The 18,946-nt window shown below is 51.7% G+C and carries 14 protein-coding genes; 11 read left to right on the top strand and 3 right to left on the bottom strand.

The window, feature by feature from the left end:
• The first annotated feature begins 28 nt into the window (after positions 1-28).
• From ACIPUG_RS01255 to ACIPUG_RS01290, 8 genes are all read left to right on the top strand, one after another.
• The gene (locus ACIPUG_RS01255) at positions 29-1,099 is read left to right on the top strand and encodes a type III secretion protein HrpN (protein ID WP_400336978.1); all 1,071 of its coding nucleotides are present in this window, start codon (positions 29-31) and stop codon (positions 1,097-1,099) included.
• Between the two features lie 495 nt (positions 1,100-1,594).
• Positions 1,595-3,565 carry a type VI secretion system tip protein TssI/VgrG gene (gene tssI, locus ACIPUG_RS01260; protein ID WP_400336980.1) on the top strand — a complete coding sequence of 657 codons (1,971 nt, stop codon included), beginning with the start codon at positions 1,595-1,597 and terminating at the stop codon, positions 3,563-3,565.
• Positions 3,558-4,454: a DUF4123 domain-containing protein gene (locus ACIPUG_RS01265; RefSeq protein WP_400336982.1), complete on the top strand. Its 897-nt coding sequence runs from the start codon at positions 3,558-3,560 to the stop codon at positions 4,452-4,454. The genes tssI and ACIPUG_RS01265 overlap by 8 nt, the downstream gene beginning before the upstream one ends.
• An 11-nt stretch (positions 4,455-4,465) precedes the next feature.
• Complete coding sequence (locus ACIPUG_RS01270) at positions 4,466-6,076, top strand: hypothetical protein (RefSeq protein ID WP_400336984.1); 1,611 nt, start codon at positions 4,466-4,468, stop codon at positions 6,074-6,076.
• Positions 6,077-6,093: 17 nt separating this feature from the next.
• Positions 6,094-7,116, top strand: a complete 1,023-nt coding sequence (locus ACIPUG_RS01275; protein ID WP_400336986.1) for a hypothetical protein — start codon at positions 6,094-6,096, stop codon at positions 7,114-7,116.
• Positions 7,117-7,210: 94 nt separating this feature from the next.
• Positions 7,211-8,044 (top strand): hypothetical protein, encoded by an 834-nt coding sequence (locus ACIPUG_RS01280; protein ID WP_400336988.1) that lies wholly within the window; start codon positions 7,211-7,213, stop codon positions 8,042-8,044.
• A complete protein-coding gene (locus ACIPUG_RS01285) occupies positions 8,037-8,372 on the top strand; it encodes a hypothetical protein (protein ID WP_400336990.1) in 336 nt (111 codons plus the stop codon). The genes ACIPUG_RS01280 and ACIPUG_RS01285 overlap by 8 nt, the downstream gene beginning before the upstream one ends.
• A 184-nt stretch (positions 8,373-8,556) precedes the next feature.
• Entirely contained in the window at positions 8,557-8,823 is a 267-nt protein-coding gene (locus ACIPUG_RS01290) for a type VI secretion system PAAR protein (protein ID WP_039280524.1), read from the top strand.
• Between the two features lie 102 nt (positions 8,824-8,925).
• Here the strand turns inward: ACIPUG_RS01290 and ACIPUG_RS01295 are convergent, their stop codons facing one another.
• Positions 8,926-9,249, bottom strand: coding sequence for a DNA-binding protein (locus tag ACIPUG_RS01295; protein WP_161509231.1), 324 nt, complete (start codon positions 9,247-9,249; stop codon positions 8,926-8,928).
• A gap of 1 nt (position 9,250) precedes the next feature.
• Complete coding sequence (locus ACIPUG_RS01300; protein ID WP_400336993.1) at positions 9,251-10,732, bottom strand: pectate lyase; 1,482 nt, start codon at positions 10,730-10,732, stop codon at positions 9,251-9,253.
• 174 nt (positions 10,733-10,906) lie between these two features.
• On the opposite strand from ACIPUG_RS01300, the gene ACIPUG_RS01305 reads away from it, so the two are divergent.
• Complete coding sequence (locus ACIPUG_RS01305; RefSeq protein WP_400336995.1) at positions 10,907-15,790, top strand: AvrE-family type 3 secretion system effector; 4,884 nt, start codon at positions 10,907-10,909, stop codon at positions 15,788-15,790.
• Positions 15,791-15,825: 35 nt separating this feature from the next.
• A complete protein-coding gene (locus ACIPUG_RS01310) occupies positions 15,826-16,248 on the top strand; it encodes a type III secretion system chaperone (RefSeq protein WP_320698594.1) in 423 nt (140 codons plus the stop codon).
• Positions 16,249-16,268: 20 nt separating this feature from the next.
• Here the strand turns inward: ACIPUG_RS01310 and ACIPUG_RS01315 are convergent, their stop codons facing one another.
• Complete coding sequence (locus tag ACIPUG_RS01315) at positions 16,269-16,934, bottom strand: GntR family transcriptional regulator (RefSeq protein WP_400336997.1); 666 nt, start codon at positions 16,932-16,934, stop codon at positions 16,269-16,271.
• 333 nt (positions 16,935-17,267) lie between these two features.
• On the opposite strand from ACIPUG_RS01315, the gene ACIPUG_RS01320 reads away from it, so the two are divergent.
• Positions 17,268-18,932, top strand: a complete 1,665-nt coding sequence (locus ACIPUG_RS01320) for a ShlB/FhaC/HecB family hemolysin secretion/activation protein (protein WP_400336999.1) — start codon at positions 17,268-17,270, stop codon at positions 18,930-18,932.
• Positions 18,933-18,946: the final 14 nt, after the last annotated feature.

Raw genomic sequence — 18,946 nt, forward strand, 5'->3', positions numbered from 1 at the left:
TAACCCATTTACTCATTGAGGAAACATTATGCTTAATTCTCTTGGTGGCGGAACCTCTCTGCAAATCACGATCAAGGCGGGCGGTAACGGCGGTTTATTTCAATCTCAGTCTTCACAAAATGGCGGATCGCCATCGCAGTCAGCGTTTGGTGGCCAGCGTAGCAACATCGCAGAAAAACTGTCCGATATCATGACAACCATGATGTTCATGGGCAGCATGATGGGCGGCGGCATGGGCGGTGGGCTCGGTGGTTTAGGCAGCAGCCTGGGCGGGCTCGGCGGCGGTTTGCTGGGTGGTGGCCTGGGGGGCGGTCTCGGTAGTAGCCTTGGCAGCGGGCTGGGCAGTGCGCTCGGCGGTGGATTAGGCGGGGCGCTGGGTGCCGGTATGAATGCCATGAATCCATCGGCCATGATGGGTAGCTTGCTGTTTAGCGCGCTGGAAGATTTGCTGGGCGGCGGCATGTCGCAGCAGCAGGGGGGACTTTTCGGCAACAAACAGCCGTCGTCGCCGGAAATTTCTGCCTATACCCAAGGCGTTAATGACGCGCTATCCGCTATTCTGAGCAACGGCCTGAGCCAGACGAAAGGGCAAACGCCACCGCTGCAACTGGGCAATAACGGTCTGCAAGGCCTGAGCGGTGCGGGTGCGTTCAATCAACTGGGTAGCACGCTGGGGATGAACGTTGGGCAAAAAGCCGGTTTGCAGGAACTGAACAACATCAGCACGCACAACGACAGCCCGACGCGTTACTTCGTCGATAAAGAAGACCGGGCGATGGCGAAAGAAATTGGTCAGTTTATGGATCAATATCCTGAAGTCTTCGGTAAGCCGGAATACCAGAAAGATAACTGGCAGACGGCGAAGCAGGATGACAAATCCTGGGCGAAAGCGCTGAGCAAGCCGGATGATGACGGCATGACCAAAGGCAGCATGGATAAATTCATGAAGGCGGTCGGCATGATCAAGAGCGCGGTGGCGGGTGACACCGGCAATACTAACCTGCACGCTCGTGGCAATGGCGGTTCGTCTCTGGGCATTGATGCGGCGATGATTGGTGACCGCATCGTCAATATGGGGCTGCAAAAGCTCTCCAGCTAAAGCGAAAAAACGACAGGGAGCAGGGCGGAAGCACTGCTCTCTTGTTATGAGTTTTAATGTGATTATTTCAATTCAAATCAATTGGTTTACTCGATTTTAGTCCTTTTTTTGCGCTATTAGCACTATGAACATCTTGTTATCCTTTACGCGTATTTTCTTAAAAGGAATAGCGTCAAGGATGCCACATGGAACACTTTCATCACTCTTCACACTGCTTCAACCCTGCGACCTTCTTGTTTTCCACGACGTGAACACACCGACTCTCTGCTCGGCTTAAATGTTTTGCGCTTTTCACCCACGCAGCGTTTTTAGCCACTATGGCGTCTTTATAACGTCTTGTTTTATCAATGTGATGCTCTATCAACGTGAACTGTGGTGTGAGCAGACTCAGACCACAGTTTAAGCATTTTGCTTTTCATCAGGGGAGCGGCGGAACGCATCGGTGTATGCGGTAGCCGTGGCGGCAGAGCAAGAATAAAAATAAGGAGAAAGCCGATGGCAAACAGTACAGGATTACAGTTCACCGTAAAGGTCGGTGCCCTGGAAGCAGGCACTTTCGCGGTGGTGGATTTCAGGCTGGATGAAGGTCTGAACCGGCCTTTCAGCCTGTCGCTGAGTCTGGCGAGCACGTTACCAGATGTCGATTTCGGCGCGGTGCTGGACCAGCCGTGCGAGCTGATGATTTGGTATGAAGGCGAACTGAAACGTCGGGTCAGCGGGATTATCAGTGGCTTCACGCAGGGTGACACCGGATTCCGGCGCACGCGCTATCAGATAGAAGTCCGTCCTGCGCTGTGGCGACTGGGATTACGCACCAACGCCCGCATCTTTCAGGCGCAGAAGCCGGAGGCGATTATCGGGGCGCTACTGGAGGAAGCGGGCATCACCGACTACGCCTTTGCGCTGCGTAACGAGCATGCGGTGCGCGAATATTGCGTGCAGTATCGGGAAAGCGATTTAGCCTTTATCACCCGGCTGGCCGCCGAGGAGGGCCTGTATTTCTTCCACGAATACGAAGAGGGTAAACACCGGGTGGTGTTTGCTGACGATGCGGGTGCACTGACCAAAGGCCCCGAGCTGTTCTTCAATCTGGCGACGCAGGGGCTGAGTGAGGGCGAATATGTCCGGCGCTTCCACTACGCGGAGCGGGTGAGTACGGCCGAAGTCGAGCTGAAAGACTACAGCTTCAAGACCCCGGCTTACGGGCTGTCGCACAAGAAAATGAGCTGCGAGCTGGCGCACCAGCGCGAAAGCTATCAGCATTACGACTATCCGGGGCGCTATAAGCAAGACCCGAGCGGCAAGGCGTTCAGCGGCTACCGGCTGGATGCGCTGCGCTCAGGGGCGGTGACGAGCGAAGGGGAATCCAACTGTGCGGGGCTGATGCCGGGCAACACCTTTACGCTGACGGAGCACCCGAATGCGGCACTGAATACGGTATGGCAGACGGTGAGCGTGACGCACGTCGGACAACAGCCGCAGGCGCTGGAAGAGGAAAGCGGCGGCGAACCGACGACCATGAGCAACAGTTTTGCCGTGGTGAAAGGCACGACGACGTGGCGTGCTGGCATGCCCTACAAACCGATGGTGGACGGCCCGCAAATCGCTACCGTCGTCGGCCCAACGGGGGAAGAGATTTACTGTGACCCGTATGGTCGGGTGAAACTGCAATTCCCGTGGGATCGCTACGGCCTGAGCAATGACCAGAGTTCCTGCTGGGTGCGCGTCAGCCAGGGCTGGGCGGGCGGCCAGTACGGCATGATTGCCATCCCGCGTATCGGCCATGAAGTGATCGTCAGTTTCCTTGAAGGCGATCCGGACCAGCCGATTGTCACCGGGCGTACTTTCCACGCCACCAATCCCTCGCCGTATCCGCTGCCTGCTAACAAAACGCGTACCACGCTTCGCTCCAAAACCCATAAAGGCAAAGGTTTTAACGAACTCAGCTTTGAGGATGCGACCGATAACGAAGAGATCTTCCTTCACGCCCAGAAGAATATGGCGGTGCGGGTGCTCAATGCTAAAGATGAGCGCGTGGACTATAACCGCACAACGAGTATCGGACATGATGAAGAACTGGTGGTCGCCAACAATCGTAAAGTCACGGTGGAAGGCAGTCAGGATCACAAAACCACAGGCCATCATTTATCGCTGACCGAAGGCGATCAGGGTATACAGGTTAAGGGCGATCTGACGCAGAAAATCAACGGCGTATTCAGCGTGGACAGCAATGGCGATCTGACGCTGCAAAGCGGCAGCAAACTGACACTCAGAGTCGGGGGCAGTTTTGTGGTCATCCACGCTGGCGGGGTGGACATCAAAGGACCGGCGATTAACCTGAATTCAGGTGGCAGCCCGGGCGATGTTACACTCCCTGCCGATCCGGCGATATTGAAAGCGGCCGCCGCCGCAGGGACGATGTTTGTAGCGCACTGTCCGGTAAAGGAGAAAGAAAACAGTGAGTGAAATCGTACAATATGCCGTTATCGACGGTTCCATTGAAGAGGGACTACTGGATTTTTTGGCTGAATACGATCCGCCGCATTGTTGCTTATATGCAGAGCCATTACAGCAGGAGTTAGTCCCGTTGGCTCCCTATTTAGTTGAAGTCACGCATGAGGTTTCATCCTGGTTGGTGAATAAAACTTCTCCGTGGGGAATATATTTATTTACGTCGGTGAGTATGAAGGATTTACGCCAACATTTGCGTAAATATTTACAGGTACTTCTTCCCTCAGAAGATAAACCCGTGTTTTTCCGCTTTTATGATCCACGAAATATTTGGGATTTATGCCATGTTCTGAGTGAATGGGAATTGCATTGTTTTATGGGCCCGATTGAAAAAATGATGACTGTCCATAATGAAATAATCCGGGAAGAGCATTTCCAGCCCATCCGTGCCCAGTTTCCGCCAACGGCTAAAAGCCGAATGAAGTTGCTCAGAATCAGCCAGCCACAACTTGATTTACTGAATCACTGTGCTGAAATGAAATACATCGGGGGGTTAACGACTAAAACGATTACTCAATACGCAGAAAAAATACAATATGTTGTACCGCATACTCCCGAATGGAAAATGAGCCAGACGGATGAGAGCTATCATGACTCACGAGATGAGCCAGAGCGCTTCACAGTCAAAGAGGCTGTGAGCGAGTGTTATCATTTTTGTAAGGCAAAAGGCATTGAAGACGATCGCGCTATTCGCGGATTACTGCATTTGTTAATAGAAAAAGAGATGTATTCAATAAAAAAACTCCCTGCGGTATGGCAGGACTTATTAAGTAATGAAAGCTTTCCCGGCCATTACCGGGTTGAACGTTTGCTTAAAGATACATTGGGATATATTCCCCGCTAAAGGAAAAGCGTATGTCTGAAGGAAAAGTCTCACTTGCGGCGGGCAGTGCCTGCGCAAATTGCAATAATCCCGATCCCTGTACTTATGAGATAACGCTCGATGCATTCGATGAGAAAACGCATGCCTGGCCTGTGGAGCAGAACATTCATCTCAAAGTTCTGGATGATGGAACCGGCAGTCAGGGAACGATAAAAATAGAAGGGAAGTGCGAGAAGCCAACTTGTCCGCAGGCCACGTTGGAAAGTGGAAATGAGAAAATTGCGTTAAAGAACGGAACGCCAAACCCCATCACGCTCTATTACAAGAAACCTGCTGATAGTGAGCAGGATGATCCGCCCGTCGATCCGATATGGTCCTATTTCAATCGTATTCATTTGCCCTCTGATGCCATTGCCGCTCCCCATCGTTATCAGTTGATTACGCAGGGCTGTACGGGGAAAGCGAGTTATGCACAAATAGATGTTTATCCTGAAGTGGAGCTACGGGCTATTATTGGTTTCAGCTATGAACTAATGGGAAAAGAACGCACCTGGAAAGAGCGGCGGGATGAACAGGCGGCGGCCAGAAAAAAGATGGAGAATACCCAGCCTAAAAACGGCAATAAACTGCGGAGTGGCTGGACATTGCAGACCGATCAGTTTCAAATCACGCAGGAGCAGAAGCTGAATATTGAGTACGGGCTGAAAATCGGTGGTACGGAATATTCGGCTAAGTTTGCTGAGATGACGCGTAATAAAGTCAAAACGGTCAAGACACTGGAACAGATTGGCAAAGTAGAGCGCTTTTTATCGAATATCAACAAATATCTCCTGCCTGAGCCCGACCCCGAAAAAAAGGGAACGCGCGAGTATCGCCTGTTTGATTTCTCCGTTGAGCCAATTAATCTGGGGGTATCCTACGCGTATCAGTGCAAAGACCGTGTTGATGATGCCACGCATTTTATGGGGCTTTACGCGGCACCCTTCCTTAGCATGAGTATGAAAATAGACCTGATACAGCTTCTGGCGGCCTACTGTAAAGTAGAACGTATTGCCGCGAAGTGCCGGGAATATATCGCGAAGGGCGGCAGTTCCCTCGAGTGTTATATAAAATTGACGGCAGAGCTGCATTTTTCTGTCGGCGCGGCCTATAAGCAAGCACAATGGACCTTCGCGCCAGAGGACGACAACAATAAGCTGGCTTTTGTTCTAGAAGGGGTTGTCAGCCAATCATTTGAAACAAAAGTGCTATTTTTAGAAATTGCGCTAAAGGCCCTAGGCGTACTCAAAACAGAAGCCGGAATGAAGCTTGATCCGCATGATGATGGTATCGATTTGGTGGGGTACCACGATGGTATTACGGCTGAAGTAGCATTAATGGCTGATTTTAAATCATCACCAGACCGTGGTATGAAAGGCAGTACGGACGATGAATATTCATACAAATCAACAACCGAACTGGCTGGGCCACTAAAAGCGGATGAGTCTGCGATGAGAATTAATTTGTTTGGTAAAGAGAGAGTCATTACTAAGCCGGAAGTGATACCTGCCCAGCCGTGGGCAATGGGATCGAATCCCAAATATAATGCAGTGCAAAAAACGAGTCAGGAACCCTGGGCCATGGGATCCAATCCAAAACGCTAGGAATACAAGGAAAGCGCATGATGGGGAAGTTTTTTCAATGGAAATGCCTAATACTGTCAGGAGTGATGATGTCTACCGCCAACGCAGCTAATGAACCGTTAAGAATCCGTAGTGTATTCGATATTAACTCGGCATTCTGCGCCATCAAGACTAACGGTGTGCTGGGGATGGATAACCGAGATTCAGCGGTGGCTGGGAGAGGGTTTGGTACATCCAGCACTAACGCATTGCTTGCGCTGGAAAATGGCGAAAATGAGATTACGGTTGAAATAGGAGCGCTGGGCTGGTTCTCACAGGAAAATATTAGTGATGATAATGGACGCAAGGCATTTAAGTCGGATGCAGGGTGTAAAGTGGCCCTCACTGCGTTTAAAGGTGAACAGTCGAAGATATTGAGCCAGCTCGCAATCGCTATCGGTAAAGACGGTATTCCTTATGCGCAATCAGGCGGGGAAGTGGACAGTGCTAAACCTGAAAAAGTGATGGTAAAGAAAATCACAGCACAGCAGGTTGAAATGGGACATCTCTCCTCGGATTATCTGATCGATAACTATTTCCCTGCTGGTATGGAGCTCTATCAGTTTACTAAAAAAGTCCATCTTAAGAATATCCCTGAGTGGAAATGGACAAAAGCAACCCCGTTCACGGGCAAGCCAGAACAGATTCAGGCGCTAAAGATTGCTTATCTCGATCTCTGGCACCTTTTAGCAGAAAAGAATGATATAAAAATAAAGAGATATCTTAATGAGTCTTTGAAAGCATGGGCAATGACTACTGGGGATAATATTGATGATGTTTACAAGAGTAATACATTTGTAGATGATTTAAAAAGTAATAATTTTAAAATGATTAACATCAACTGGAATGATTATGAAGTTGAGGTGATGAATAATCATAGAATGGTTCGTTTTATAAATAAATCTGATCCAAGTTTCTCTCCATTAAGTTATTTTATAGTAAATGAAAATGGCAGTAAGCGGCTTAGAGGATATTCACCAATTTTTTCCTTCATTGATGGTAAGTTTATTCCTGTTATCTAATTTTAGGGAAGGTTAAATTCGCTAATATCTGGAGTGAGTGAATAACTTACTCCAGTGATTCATGTTATTAATCTAAGTAATGGAAAAGTCAGTGATGAGTATCCTTAACGATTGGCAGAATAATTTTTATCAATATTTTACTTTATTACTAATGTGTGTGATAGCTTATAAAAATTCGGTAAATCAGGCTACCAATTCTGAACGCGGTATAGAGAAAAAGTCGGGAGAAATCATGAGGGGAAAATGGCGTAAATGTATGCACGTGGTTTTTGTGGGGCTAATCATGATGTCTACCGCTAATGCTACTGAGGAACCGTTACGAATTCGCAGCGTATTTGATATTAACTCGGCGTTTTGCGCCATCAAGACCAACGGTGTACTGGGGATGGATAACCGAGATTCAGCGGTGGCCGGGAGAGGGTTTGGCACTTCCAGCACCAATGCGTTGTTATTTCTGGAAAATGGCGAAAATGAGATTACGGTTGAAATAGGTGCGCTGGGCTGGTTCTCAAAAGAGGCTATCGATAATGAAACCCGCAAGGTGTTTAAACCGGATGCAAGATGTAAAGTGGCTTTAACCGCGTTTAAAGGCGAGCAGTCCAAGGTATTGAGTCAGTTTACTATCGCTATCGGTCAAGATGGTCTTCCTTACGTATCATCTGGAGGAGAAACGGACAGCGCTAAAACTGAAAAAGTTACCGTAAAAAAAGTCACTGCGCAGCAGGTTGAGATGGGGCATTTTCCTTCGAATTATCTGATCGATAACTATTTCCCTGCTGGTATGGAACTCTATCAGTTTACTAAAAAAGTCCATCTTAAGAATATCCCTGAGTGGAAATGGACAAAAGCCACACCTTTCACCGGAAAAAACCGAGCAGATTCAGGCGTTAAAAATTGCCTATCTCGATCTCTGGCATCTGTTGGCTGAAAAAAATGATGTGGAAATAAAAAAATATCTTAATGAATCTTTACAAACATGGGCAATGACAACGGGCAGTTCCATTGATGAAATATATAATGACCGAAATTTCATAGATGATTTTAAAAGTAAATCATTTAAAATGATCCCCATAAACTGGAACGATTATGAAATTGAAGTTATAAATAAAAATAGAATGGTTCTTTTTATTAATAAATCAGATCCCACTATATCCCCTCTTTCTTATTCAGTCAAAGATGAGGATGGGGATGATAGTTTGGGATACTACTCCCCAATATTTGCTTTTGTTGATGGAAAAGTAATTCCAGTCATATGAAATTAAATGCCAGAAAATGTTGAAGTAATAAATTGGTTTGCTCCAACATTTAAATTGACTGACTAAAAAGATCTTATTCAAGAACGACTCGCACACTCTATGAGAGATCGTTTTGGATAATGTTGCTGAAGCAAATAGCTTGCTGATGCCGATATTGTAACGGATGTATTAACAAGGGATAAAAATGGGTAACGCAGTTAAATTAGGCGATAGCGATACCGGTCACGGTAGTCATCCGCCGACGCCCGTCGCGGTGGGGTCATCGACGGTTAAGGTTGATGGTATGCCGTTGGCTCGACAAGGCGATCCTTTGGTTCCCCACGGTCATGCTCGGAGCATTAGCGGTGGTTCATCGAGTGTATTTATTGACGGTAAACCCGCGGCACGAACGGGGGATGGTGTGAGTTGTGGTGGCGTGGTGATTGGTGGGGGAACGGTCACCATTGGGTGATGACTTATTCACATTCACGCCTGACGTCTATCGAACTGAACTAAAAAAGCCAGCACAGGTTTCCCTGGCTGGCTTTTCCCCGGTGCGGTAATGGCGCACGTATTACAGTTGACGCACCGCAATAAAACGATCGGCGATCAGGCGGGCGACCCAGAACGAGGTCTGCGCCACGTCGCTGTGTAGCCCGTTTTTCGTATGGATGTCGGCCTGATGTAGAAAATCCTGCTCCAGCGAATCCACAAACGCATCGAACTCGAACTCACCCCGTCGCAGCGATCCTGACTGGCTGAGTACCGTGTTCAACTGTGTTCTCACCAGATGGATAGCCTGCGTGAACGATTCACGTTGTGCCGGCGTAATGTATCCACCTTGTCTGGCAAGATCCGCCCAGCGTGTCGGTGCGGGAGATGTCATTGTGGTTGGCATCTTACTTCACCTGTAAGTTGGCGGAATCTGGCACTTTGTAGTGATTATTGACGTTCGTCAGGTTGATGTTGCTGCCTTTGACGTTCAACCCTTCACTGTCGCTTTTCACGAACGAGAACTTGCCGTTTTCTGCATCAATGTTGCTCAGATTCAAGTTCCAGTTACCTTGTTGCCCACCGTTGGTGCGGACAAACGTACCGAAATCTTTCGCTTTGAAATTATCGATGGTCAGGTTGGCATCCGCGTTCAATTGGAAAATCTTATCGGAAGCGCCCTGAGCGCTACTGTCGGTGATTTCAACGTTGGCTGGCTTACCGTTATTCGATTTTACCGTCAGCGCATCTTCACCCACGTTGGTCCAGTGTACGTTATCAATTTTGGCATCGCCGCGAACGTGTACGCCATCCGCCGCATTATCACCAAACACCACGTTTTTCAGCGTTGCGCCTGGAGCCAGTTCAAAGACCGGTTTCTGGCCTTCAGCCTGACCACCGTCGCCTAACTTGCTACCGGCAGTGAAGGTTTTTCCACCGCCATCAAAGACTTCGCCGGGGCCGACTTTGATGGTGTCATTGACCACGGTGGCATCACCGCTGGCTTTCGGGAAGGCAACTGGACCAGCACCTGCTGTTGACGTTGTCGGCGATGCTGCCGAACCGCCATCAACACCGATTGGTGCGGCTGTTAGTGGAGCAGATGCGCCGCCGCCGTTACCACCAACGGGTGAAGACGACGCTGATGGTGCAGCAGGTGAACCACCACCACCGGCAGAAGGTGCAGACAGCGCGGCAGGCGATCCACCGCCACCGCCGGAGGAAGCCTGCGGCGCACCCACCGATGGCGATCCGCCACCTTGTGACTGTCCTTTTTCTTGCGGCTGACCGAATTCACCTTTCTGTGAATCCATCAGATTGCCGATCAATTCCATCAGCGCTTTCAACAGGGCGTTGCCACTCAGTTGGCCACCGCCGTCTGCGGTTGGGCTGATGGCGTTATCTAATGCGCTGCCTGCCGAATCTTGCAGGAGAGAACGGCTTAAATTTTCTGGATTTTGCGCACCGCCTGCGCCACCCATGCCGGATGGGCCCGCCATCGGTGAGGCACCGCCACTGCCGCCTGCCGCGCCTGACGAACCGGAAGAGAGTGGGTTCCCCGCTTCCTGCCCATTTTTGCCCGGAATCAGCGTTTCCAACAGTTTCATCAGCATATCGGCAGGGTTGCCATTTTGTCCTAATGGCGAGCTACCACCGTTGCCTGAGCCAGTCTGGCCCAGTGGACTGCCATCGGTTGATGACGGCGTATTGCCCTGCACATTAGGCAAGAGCGCGCTAAGTAAGGTGCCCAGCACCTCCATGAGCTGGCTATCTTGCTGTGCAGAGCGTGGCGATGCCCCGCCGTTGCTGCCTGACAGCGGGGAATTCAGACCTGTTGATGACAGGCCTGCGCCGGGTTGTATGCTGAGCGTGATCGTCATATCAGCCATAACATCTCCTTGAAAGTGAATAATGTAGGTCATTAACAGGCTTACGTCTGTTGCGTATTAAGTGAGGGAAGGTGTGATGCGGTTCCCGTTCAGGGAAGAGAAAGATGTCGGGAACCGGAAGGCGAAACTGACCACTTAACCGATACGATCACTTCATCACTCTTGGAACCTGTTATGCAGAAAATCCAGCATGTTCAGCCCGGTCTATCCGTGTCGGAAATTGCGCCCGCTACGCTAGCTAACACATCGCTATCGCAGGGCAGTAGCACCAGCGCGAGCCAAAAAGGCGCGCAATCCCTGATTCAGCAAGGTTTGCATGATAAAAACAAACCGCCCGAACTGGAGCAGGGAAGCGGCAGTTCAGTGAAGAGTCAGGATTCGCGCTCGACGACCTTGCGCGAACTATTTTCAGCGGAAGGCGTGAGTCAGAGCGTAGCGCGCGCGCCGCGTGATTCGCTGGCATCGGGTGGGCCGATCCAGAGCCTGCCGCGTTTTGCCTCCACCGAAGCGGCTGAGATCAAAATAAGTGGCAGTCATACCGCTACACCTGTCGCGAAACCCGATATCGCGCTGGACAGCCACGGTAAGCTTCAGTTTGGGAAAGGTTTGCCGGAGGCGCTGAGCACGCTGTTACAACAGACCATCGGGAAGAATAGCCAGCCGTTCGTGGCTCATCATGAAAATCAGGATGCACAGCAGCACGCGCTAGCCGACAAATCAGGGCGGCTGTTCGTGATTCAAAGCGATGACAATCAGCATATTGCGCTTCACAGCAGCGGCCGCAGCGCGATGCCAGCGGGCAAGCTGAGCGCGAGTAACGTACAGCTGGGCTCCACGCCGGAACGTATTTCTCTGAAAGCAACCTCGGGCGAATCTACGAGCGTGCCGCTCTCTGGACGCATGAACCACGAGCTGTTAACCGGTGTCCACCGACAGCCCGATTCAGCTTCAGGCGCGGGTGAGCAACTGCGCCTTCATGACGGCAAGCTCTTTGCACTGAATACCGAGTTTGGCGTCTGGCAGCAAAGCAGCGATGTCGCCCACAGCCAGTTATCCCGGCAGGGCGATGGTCAACTGTATGCGGTCAAAGATGACCACACGCTGAGCAATTTGTCGTCAGGCACGGAGTCATCAGCCTTCGGCGATAAAATTACGGCGTTTTCCGCCAATCAAAACGGGCAATCTGCCGTGCTGACCGAGCAGGATCACCTTACGCAGTTGCATCTGATGAGCACGTTGGATGCTGCGCCGCAGCCGGTGGATCTCAAGCTTGACAATGGCGAACCGGTGTATGCGAAAGCAGTGGGGTTAACCGCAGAACACCTGCTGATTGCCGACAATGACGGAAAACTTTACCACGCACCGCTGCCCGAGGCGGGGGCGTCGCACGCCACATTAACCCCGGTCAGCACGCCGGAACTGAATGCGGTGCTGGGTGACGACCATCGTATTACCGGATTTGCCCACGATGAACACGGCCAGACGCAGGCTCTCGCCACCGATCGTCAGGGACAAAAGCACGTCGCGCCTCTGGGGCAGAATGGGTTGTCCCCCACGCCGGGGTGGAACCTGAGCGACAGTCTGGTGGTGGATAATAAGCTGGGTCTGACCACGGCAGCACCCGAGGCGAAAGACACCTTAGATCTGGGACGATTGGGGCAAGTTGGTCTACAGGAAGGCAAAGTTCATTTTTACAACGGCAATACCAAAAGCTGGGAGGCATCCAGCGTTGAAGCTAGCCAGCTCAAGCGCGGGCTGGACAATCAGGCTTACACGCTAAAAGACGGTGAAATCAAGCCGCTGTCCATTAACCAGAAATCAGACTCGTTTACGCACGGTGACAATACCGTGTTTACGCTGCCGCAGGTGCGTATGACGCCGTCTGCGGGCACCGCACTCCCGGGAATTGCCAAGGACGATGACGTTTCGTCGATGGCGGTGATCAACCGTAATAAATTTATTGCCGTCGATAAGCAGGGCGATCTGCATTTCCACCAAATCAAGCCGGGCACAGATAAGCTCGCTGCGCCGCCGCTGGCGCTGCCTAAAAATGGCTTGTCCGGTGAGATACAGGACATCGCGCTGGATCACCAGCAGACGCTCTTTGCCCTGAATAAAGACGGGCAGCTTTTCCAACTGCCGAAAGCCGACTGGCAAAATTCGGCGAATCACGACAGCGCACACTGGCAGCCGGTGAAGACGCCGGCAGAGGGCAAAGTGAATTCACTGGGCACGAATGCGCAGCATCATGTGCAGGTGGCGCATGACGAGCATGAACTCCATACCCTGCAAGGGAGCGCGTGGAAAACGACGGTGCCAAAAGGGGAAGCGCCGTTACCCGCAGAGCCACGTGCCGCAGAAACGGTGTTTGGTCGGCTGGATGTGGCGACCAAAGGGGGAAAAATACCGTTAACCGGGGTTACATTTAAAGCCGATGTTCAGGTTCTCGGTAAAACGGGCGAAGAGTCGCAGCAGGTGAAAAGCAAACTGTCAGATCTGCTGCGAGCCCATCTGGTCTCATTCACCCTGGACGTGCCGCGGCCGTTAAAAACCTTTGCCGACCATGTGCAGCATCAGGTCAGCGGACGTGAAGGCCTGAAGCCTGTGTATGACATGCAAACCGAATTGCTGAAAAAGCTGGATGCCACAACGGGTCAACCGCAGGGTGCGGCGATGGATCTGGCAAGTAAGCTAGACAAGCTGGATCTGGGGGAAAAAGGGAAACCACTGGTGAACCTGCTAAAACAGTTCCATACCGAACTGGAAAGCAGCTCGGCCAAAGCGGCGCTGCTGATCGGCAGGCAGCAGGGCGTGGTGAACGATAACGGAGTCATGAACACGGAAGGCAAGCCCGCCAGCCTGCATGGCAGAGAAAAAGATCTGGCCCCGGTGCTGCTGGCTGCGATGGAAAGTCATCCGTCATCGAAAACGAGTACGGCTGGTACGTTGATCAAAGCCTTTGTCGACAGCAAAACGCCGATAGCCCAAAAGCCGAATAGCGAATCATTTGGGCAGCAGCGAGATACCAGCGATGCACTGTCACTGGCGAAAACGCGGCTGGTGCTGGATACCCTGGTGCTGGGAGACTTGCATAAGCTGACCGATCGCATCGATACGCTATCCGGCACGTCACCGGGTGAGGCGGAACTGGCCTCGATGATGAAGGAGCTTAACGCGCTGCGACAGGGAGATTACGGCGAAAACCCGGTGAAGAAGATGACTGATATGGGGTTCACCAATCATAAGTCGCTGGAGGCGGATTACGATTCGGTTAAAACCTTTATGAAGGCGTTCAGGAAAGAGGACAACGCCATCAGCGTCACCTCGAAAACCGTGATGCAGGCGGCCAGCCAGACGGACATGATCGATAAAATGAAGGCGACCGTCCTGTCATTGGACAGCAACGAAAGCATCGCGTTTAACCGGACCTATGGCGGCGGGGCATCTATGTCGTTTGTGGTCAGCGGCACGCCATTACCTTTCCCTCCGGTGCCGGGCGGCGGCGTCAGCGGCGAGCGCAATTACAATCTGAGCTTTTCTCGCGGTGAAAATGGCATCAACGTTGCCTTCGAGCGTTCAGGCGGAATTACTGGGAAAGTGAGTTACTCCGGCGGGTATGACGTCAGCCAGTATCTGACAGGAAAAACGTCGGCGCAGATGACGCAAAACATCAACAGCAAGCACAGCTTCACACCGGACGTTCGTGCCTCCTTCGGCGTATCCGCCAGCCTGCAAATGGCGCAGCAAAACGCCTTGAACTTTACCCTCAGCGAAGAAGAACTGCCCGGCTTTATTGACGGCCTGTCGAGCGGCACGATCAACCCACTTGCCCTGCTGGATAAAGGGGAACAGCACAGCGTGAAGGCGGGGAAAACGGTCAGTTTTAATCTGGATGGCAATGCAGCGCTGGAGCTGCGTGGCGGAATCAACCTGACGGAAAAAGGTGCGGCGCCAACCAGCGCGACGCTGCGCGGGTCGCTTGGCGTGACGGCGAGCGCTAATGTGTTGTCTGGCACCAGTTCATCCAGTGTTTCACAAGGGGAGAAATCCACCACCTATACGGAATCCGACAACCGTCTGCGCTTTATGAATCAGGCCACTGCGGGGCTCAATGCCACTATCAGTGCCGGGGCGGCCAGAACGACACCGGATGGTACTGTCCCGTTCTTCACTGCGGCCAGCGTTGGGGTGAATGTGGCGACCGATTCGCGTACTAACCAGTCAATTAGTCTGGGCATGAAAAAGGCTGAACCGCTGGAGAACAAAGACATTGAAGCGGTGACCAAGACGCTGGCTTCCGCCTTTAGCGATCCGGCCAGTCAGTTGTTGATCGACAGCGTGAAAGGCATGGCGGAACCGGGCGATCAACTGGCTATCCTGAATGCGCATTTTGCGGATAAACCGGCAAAAACCGACGATCAGCATCAGGGATTAATGAGTTTGAAAAAGCTGAACGTGCAGCAGGATGTTGCACAGCGCGACGGGGCAACGCTGGATAGCGTCAAGCACACGACGTCCTATACCAACCTCAGCAAATTGACGGAAAACGGGCTGTTTCAGGTGATCGGCAACCATTTGTTTTCTTCGCTGCCGCCGAGCAATGCCGATCGCATCAATCAACTGATCGCGGACAATCCGGCGCTGAAGGATATCGTGAGCCGCTTGCAGGATAACGACAGAGCGTCGGTGACGGTCTCGTTGGAACTGAAAGACGATGTGCGGGAAAAGATCGAGAAGGGCATTCAGAACAAGACGCACGGCAAGGATGACGTCATCGCGCTATTTAAAGACGGCAATAATTTGCGTCTCGCCAGCATTGAAGTCTCGAAGGCGGTGAAGAAGAGCGAAGGGTTCAATACCCCAGCGGTCATCATCAATGCGTCAAGCAGCGCGGGCGTTAGCATGAATAAACTGCTCGGCAACGTCAGCTTTAGCTACGGGCAGGATCAAACCGTACCGCAAAGTTACAAACTGAGCGGCGAGATTGCAAAAGCCAATCCCGCGACCGCCAATGCGTTGCAGCAGCTCCAGCAGGAAGGCTTGCAGCTAAACAGCTAATCGTAAATATCATGCGGTGATTACAGGAGAACAGAATGACACCCACACAACAGCATATTACTCGGTTATTACGTCATTACGGCGCGCTCAGCCGTACCCAACTGGGCTTGCAGGACGGTATCTGTGCACTACGCGAACCTGACGGTCAGGAGGCGGTGGTGTTGGAAGTCCCCGCCAGCAGCGGCGTACTGCTATTACACAGCGATGTGATGCGATTTCAGGGGGATGTTAGCACGGCGGTGTATCAGTTCATGCTGATGCTTAACTTTGAAATGGCGGCGATGAAAGGCTGCTGGCTGGCGCTGGATGAGAATACGACGCTGCGTTTGTGCACTCAGCACACCGTTGAATCGCTCGATGAACCCAGCTTTACCGCGCTGCTGCCCGCGTTTATCAGTCAGGCAAAAGAAACCCGACTGCTGATTCGAGGCTTGTTGCCACGACTCATGGCGGCGTAGCGCGGTTGAGCCACGTCATGCTATTGATCGATGGCAATAAAGGCCAGCATCGTTTCACTGCCGTCCAGAATATCGGATTGGATGGCCTGTCGAGCGGCGCTGGCATCGCGCTGCTGTAGTGCCGCGAAGACCTCTTCGTGATGTTCGATCGCCATTTGCACGGAAAAATGCGCATAGGCCTGCGCAATTAGCGGGCCGGTGCGCATCCACAGGCTACCGATAAACTGCGTCAGCAGCGGCATACGCGCCGCCTGCGCCAGAAACAGGTGAAATTCGCTATTTAACCGCAGCGCTTCGCGTAGATTTTTCTCGTCAATCGCCAGACGATTCTGGCGAATATTCTCTTCAATCTGCGCCAGCATCTTCGGCGTAATGTGCGCAGCAGCCTGCTCGGCTCCCGTGCCTTCCAGCGCCAGCCGCAATGTGCGGATCTCGATAAACTGGGCCTCGGTCAATTGAGGGACGCGGATATCGCGCGGCGTCTTGAGCACCAGCGCCTGTTCTTTCGCCAGTTGCAGGATCGCATCTCGCACCGGCGTGACGCTGGTACCAACCTGTGCGGCGAGTTCCCGTATTCTCAGGCGATCGTCCGGTTTGAGTTGGCCGGTAATTAATGCCTCACGCAGCATGGTATAAACGCTGGAACCCAGATAGCTGTGATTGATCTGCCCAATTGGATAATTCACTGTTCCCCCAGAGAGAAGCGCCACGCAACGTGATGAGATAAACATGAGTTCGCACCGCAACGGCTCGCGGCGATGAGGCGTTAATATACAATATGATGCATCAACGAGGCTATGGGGTGAGAGATCGCACGGGTGAAGAATCGACAAGAAAAGGTCATGAAATGCGCAGTAGGGTATGACGAGGTGTAACCAACCTAAAATTATTGGTTAAGGAAGTATTTTATCGCGACTTAACGCAAACCCATTGTCATAAAATTATATATTACCTGACATATTGAGCTTGGTAATTAACGGTTCTACTATGCCAAAAAAATTATTATCAGGGATGAAGCCATGCGTGGTTTTTTCAGGCTGATTTTTATCATGCCTGCGCTATTTTCTTATACCGTATTTTCCGCGTCGCTTAATCCGGCAGACCGAAATGACATTCAGCAGCGGCAGGCCGAAGTGATCGACCAGTCTCGGCAGCAGCGCGATGCCTTATTACAATTAAATCAACCTCAAACGACGATAAATCCCAATGACAGAAGCGATGCCGGGCACTGCTTTTTCATTAAGGATATTACTTATCACAATAGCTCCCTGCTGCGTGAAAAAGATAAAAATAGGTTAAATAAAGATTATATTAATCGTTGTCTCAATGTTAATGATATAAATCAGCTGATTCATGACGTCAGTAATTGGTATATCGAACGGGGTTATATCACCAGTCGCGCCTTTATTGCTGAGCAAGATCTTTCTGGCGGCGTATTACAGATCGATATTCTGGAAGGCCGTCTCGAATCTATTAATCTTAATAACCAATCAACGTGGGCATTAAAACAGGTTTTTCCGGGGCTGGAAGGCAAAATTCTCAATCTCCGGGATATCGAACAGGGCATGGAACAGCTCAACCGCATGCCGACGCAGCAGGTGAGCATCGAAATTCAGCCTGGCAGCCAGCCCGGCTATTCCATCGTCAACCTGACCAGTAAGAAACAGATTCCGCTGACGGCAAACATCGGTTTTGATAATAGCGGGCAGAAAAGCACCGGAGAGCGGCAGCTAAGCGGCGGTCTGTGGGCGGATAACGTGCTGGGGCTGGCCGACCAGTGGTTTGTCAACGGCGGGCACAGCAGCGAGTTTCGCGATAGCCGCAATGTCGAGAGCTTACAGGCGGGCGTGTCGTTGCCCTATGGTTACTGGACGCTCAGCTACGACTACTCGCAAAGCCGCTATCGCAATGACTTCATCAACCGGGATTTTCTCTGGCATTCAACCGGCGACAGTCAGACGCACCGCGCCACGCTGTCACGCGTGGTGTTTCGCAACGGCGACATGAAAACCAGCCTCTCGGCGGGCCTGTCGCACCGTATCGGAAAGAATTACCTGAACGATGTATTACTGCAAATCAGCAGCCGTAAACTCAGCAGTGCGATTATTGGCATCAATCATAGCCAGAAGCTGTGGGGCGGGCTGGCGACGCTGAATCCGGCTTATAGCCGGGGAACGCGCTGGTTCGGTGCAGAAAGCGATGAAGGGAAATCTGACGATGCGTTCCGCGCTGAGTTCAACAAGGTAACGCTGGCGGCCAGTTATTACTACCCGATCGCAGACAACCTCCATTACCTCACCAACCTCTATGGCCAGTACTCACCGCAGCGCCTGTATGGCAGCGAACAGGTCACGCTGGGCGGGGAAACCTCCGTACGGGGTTTCAAGGAACAGTATATCTCAGGCAATCGCGGTGGTTACTGGCGCAACGAACTCAACTGGCGGGCGGCGCAGCTGCCGCTGTTGGGCAGCGTCACCCTGACGGCGGCGGTGGACGGTGGGCATCTTTTCTCACATCAGGCCGAAAGCGAATCGGCGGGCACTCTGTGGGGCGCGGCGGTAGGGGCAGGTGTCGCGAATCAATATCTATCACAACAAATCACGGTTGGCTGGCCATTGGCACATCCTGACTGGCTAAAACCGGATAGTGCCGTGGTGTATTACCGCGTTGGGCTGTCTTTTTAACTATTTTTCATTTT

The sequence above is a fragment of the Pectobacterium sp. CHL-2024 genome (assembly GCF_044751765.1).
Taxonomy (GTDB): domain Bacteria; phylum Pseudomonadota; class Gammaproteobacteria; order Enterobacterales; family Enterobacteriaceae; genus Pectobacterium; species Pectobacterium brasiliense.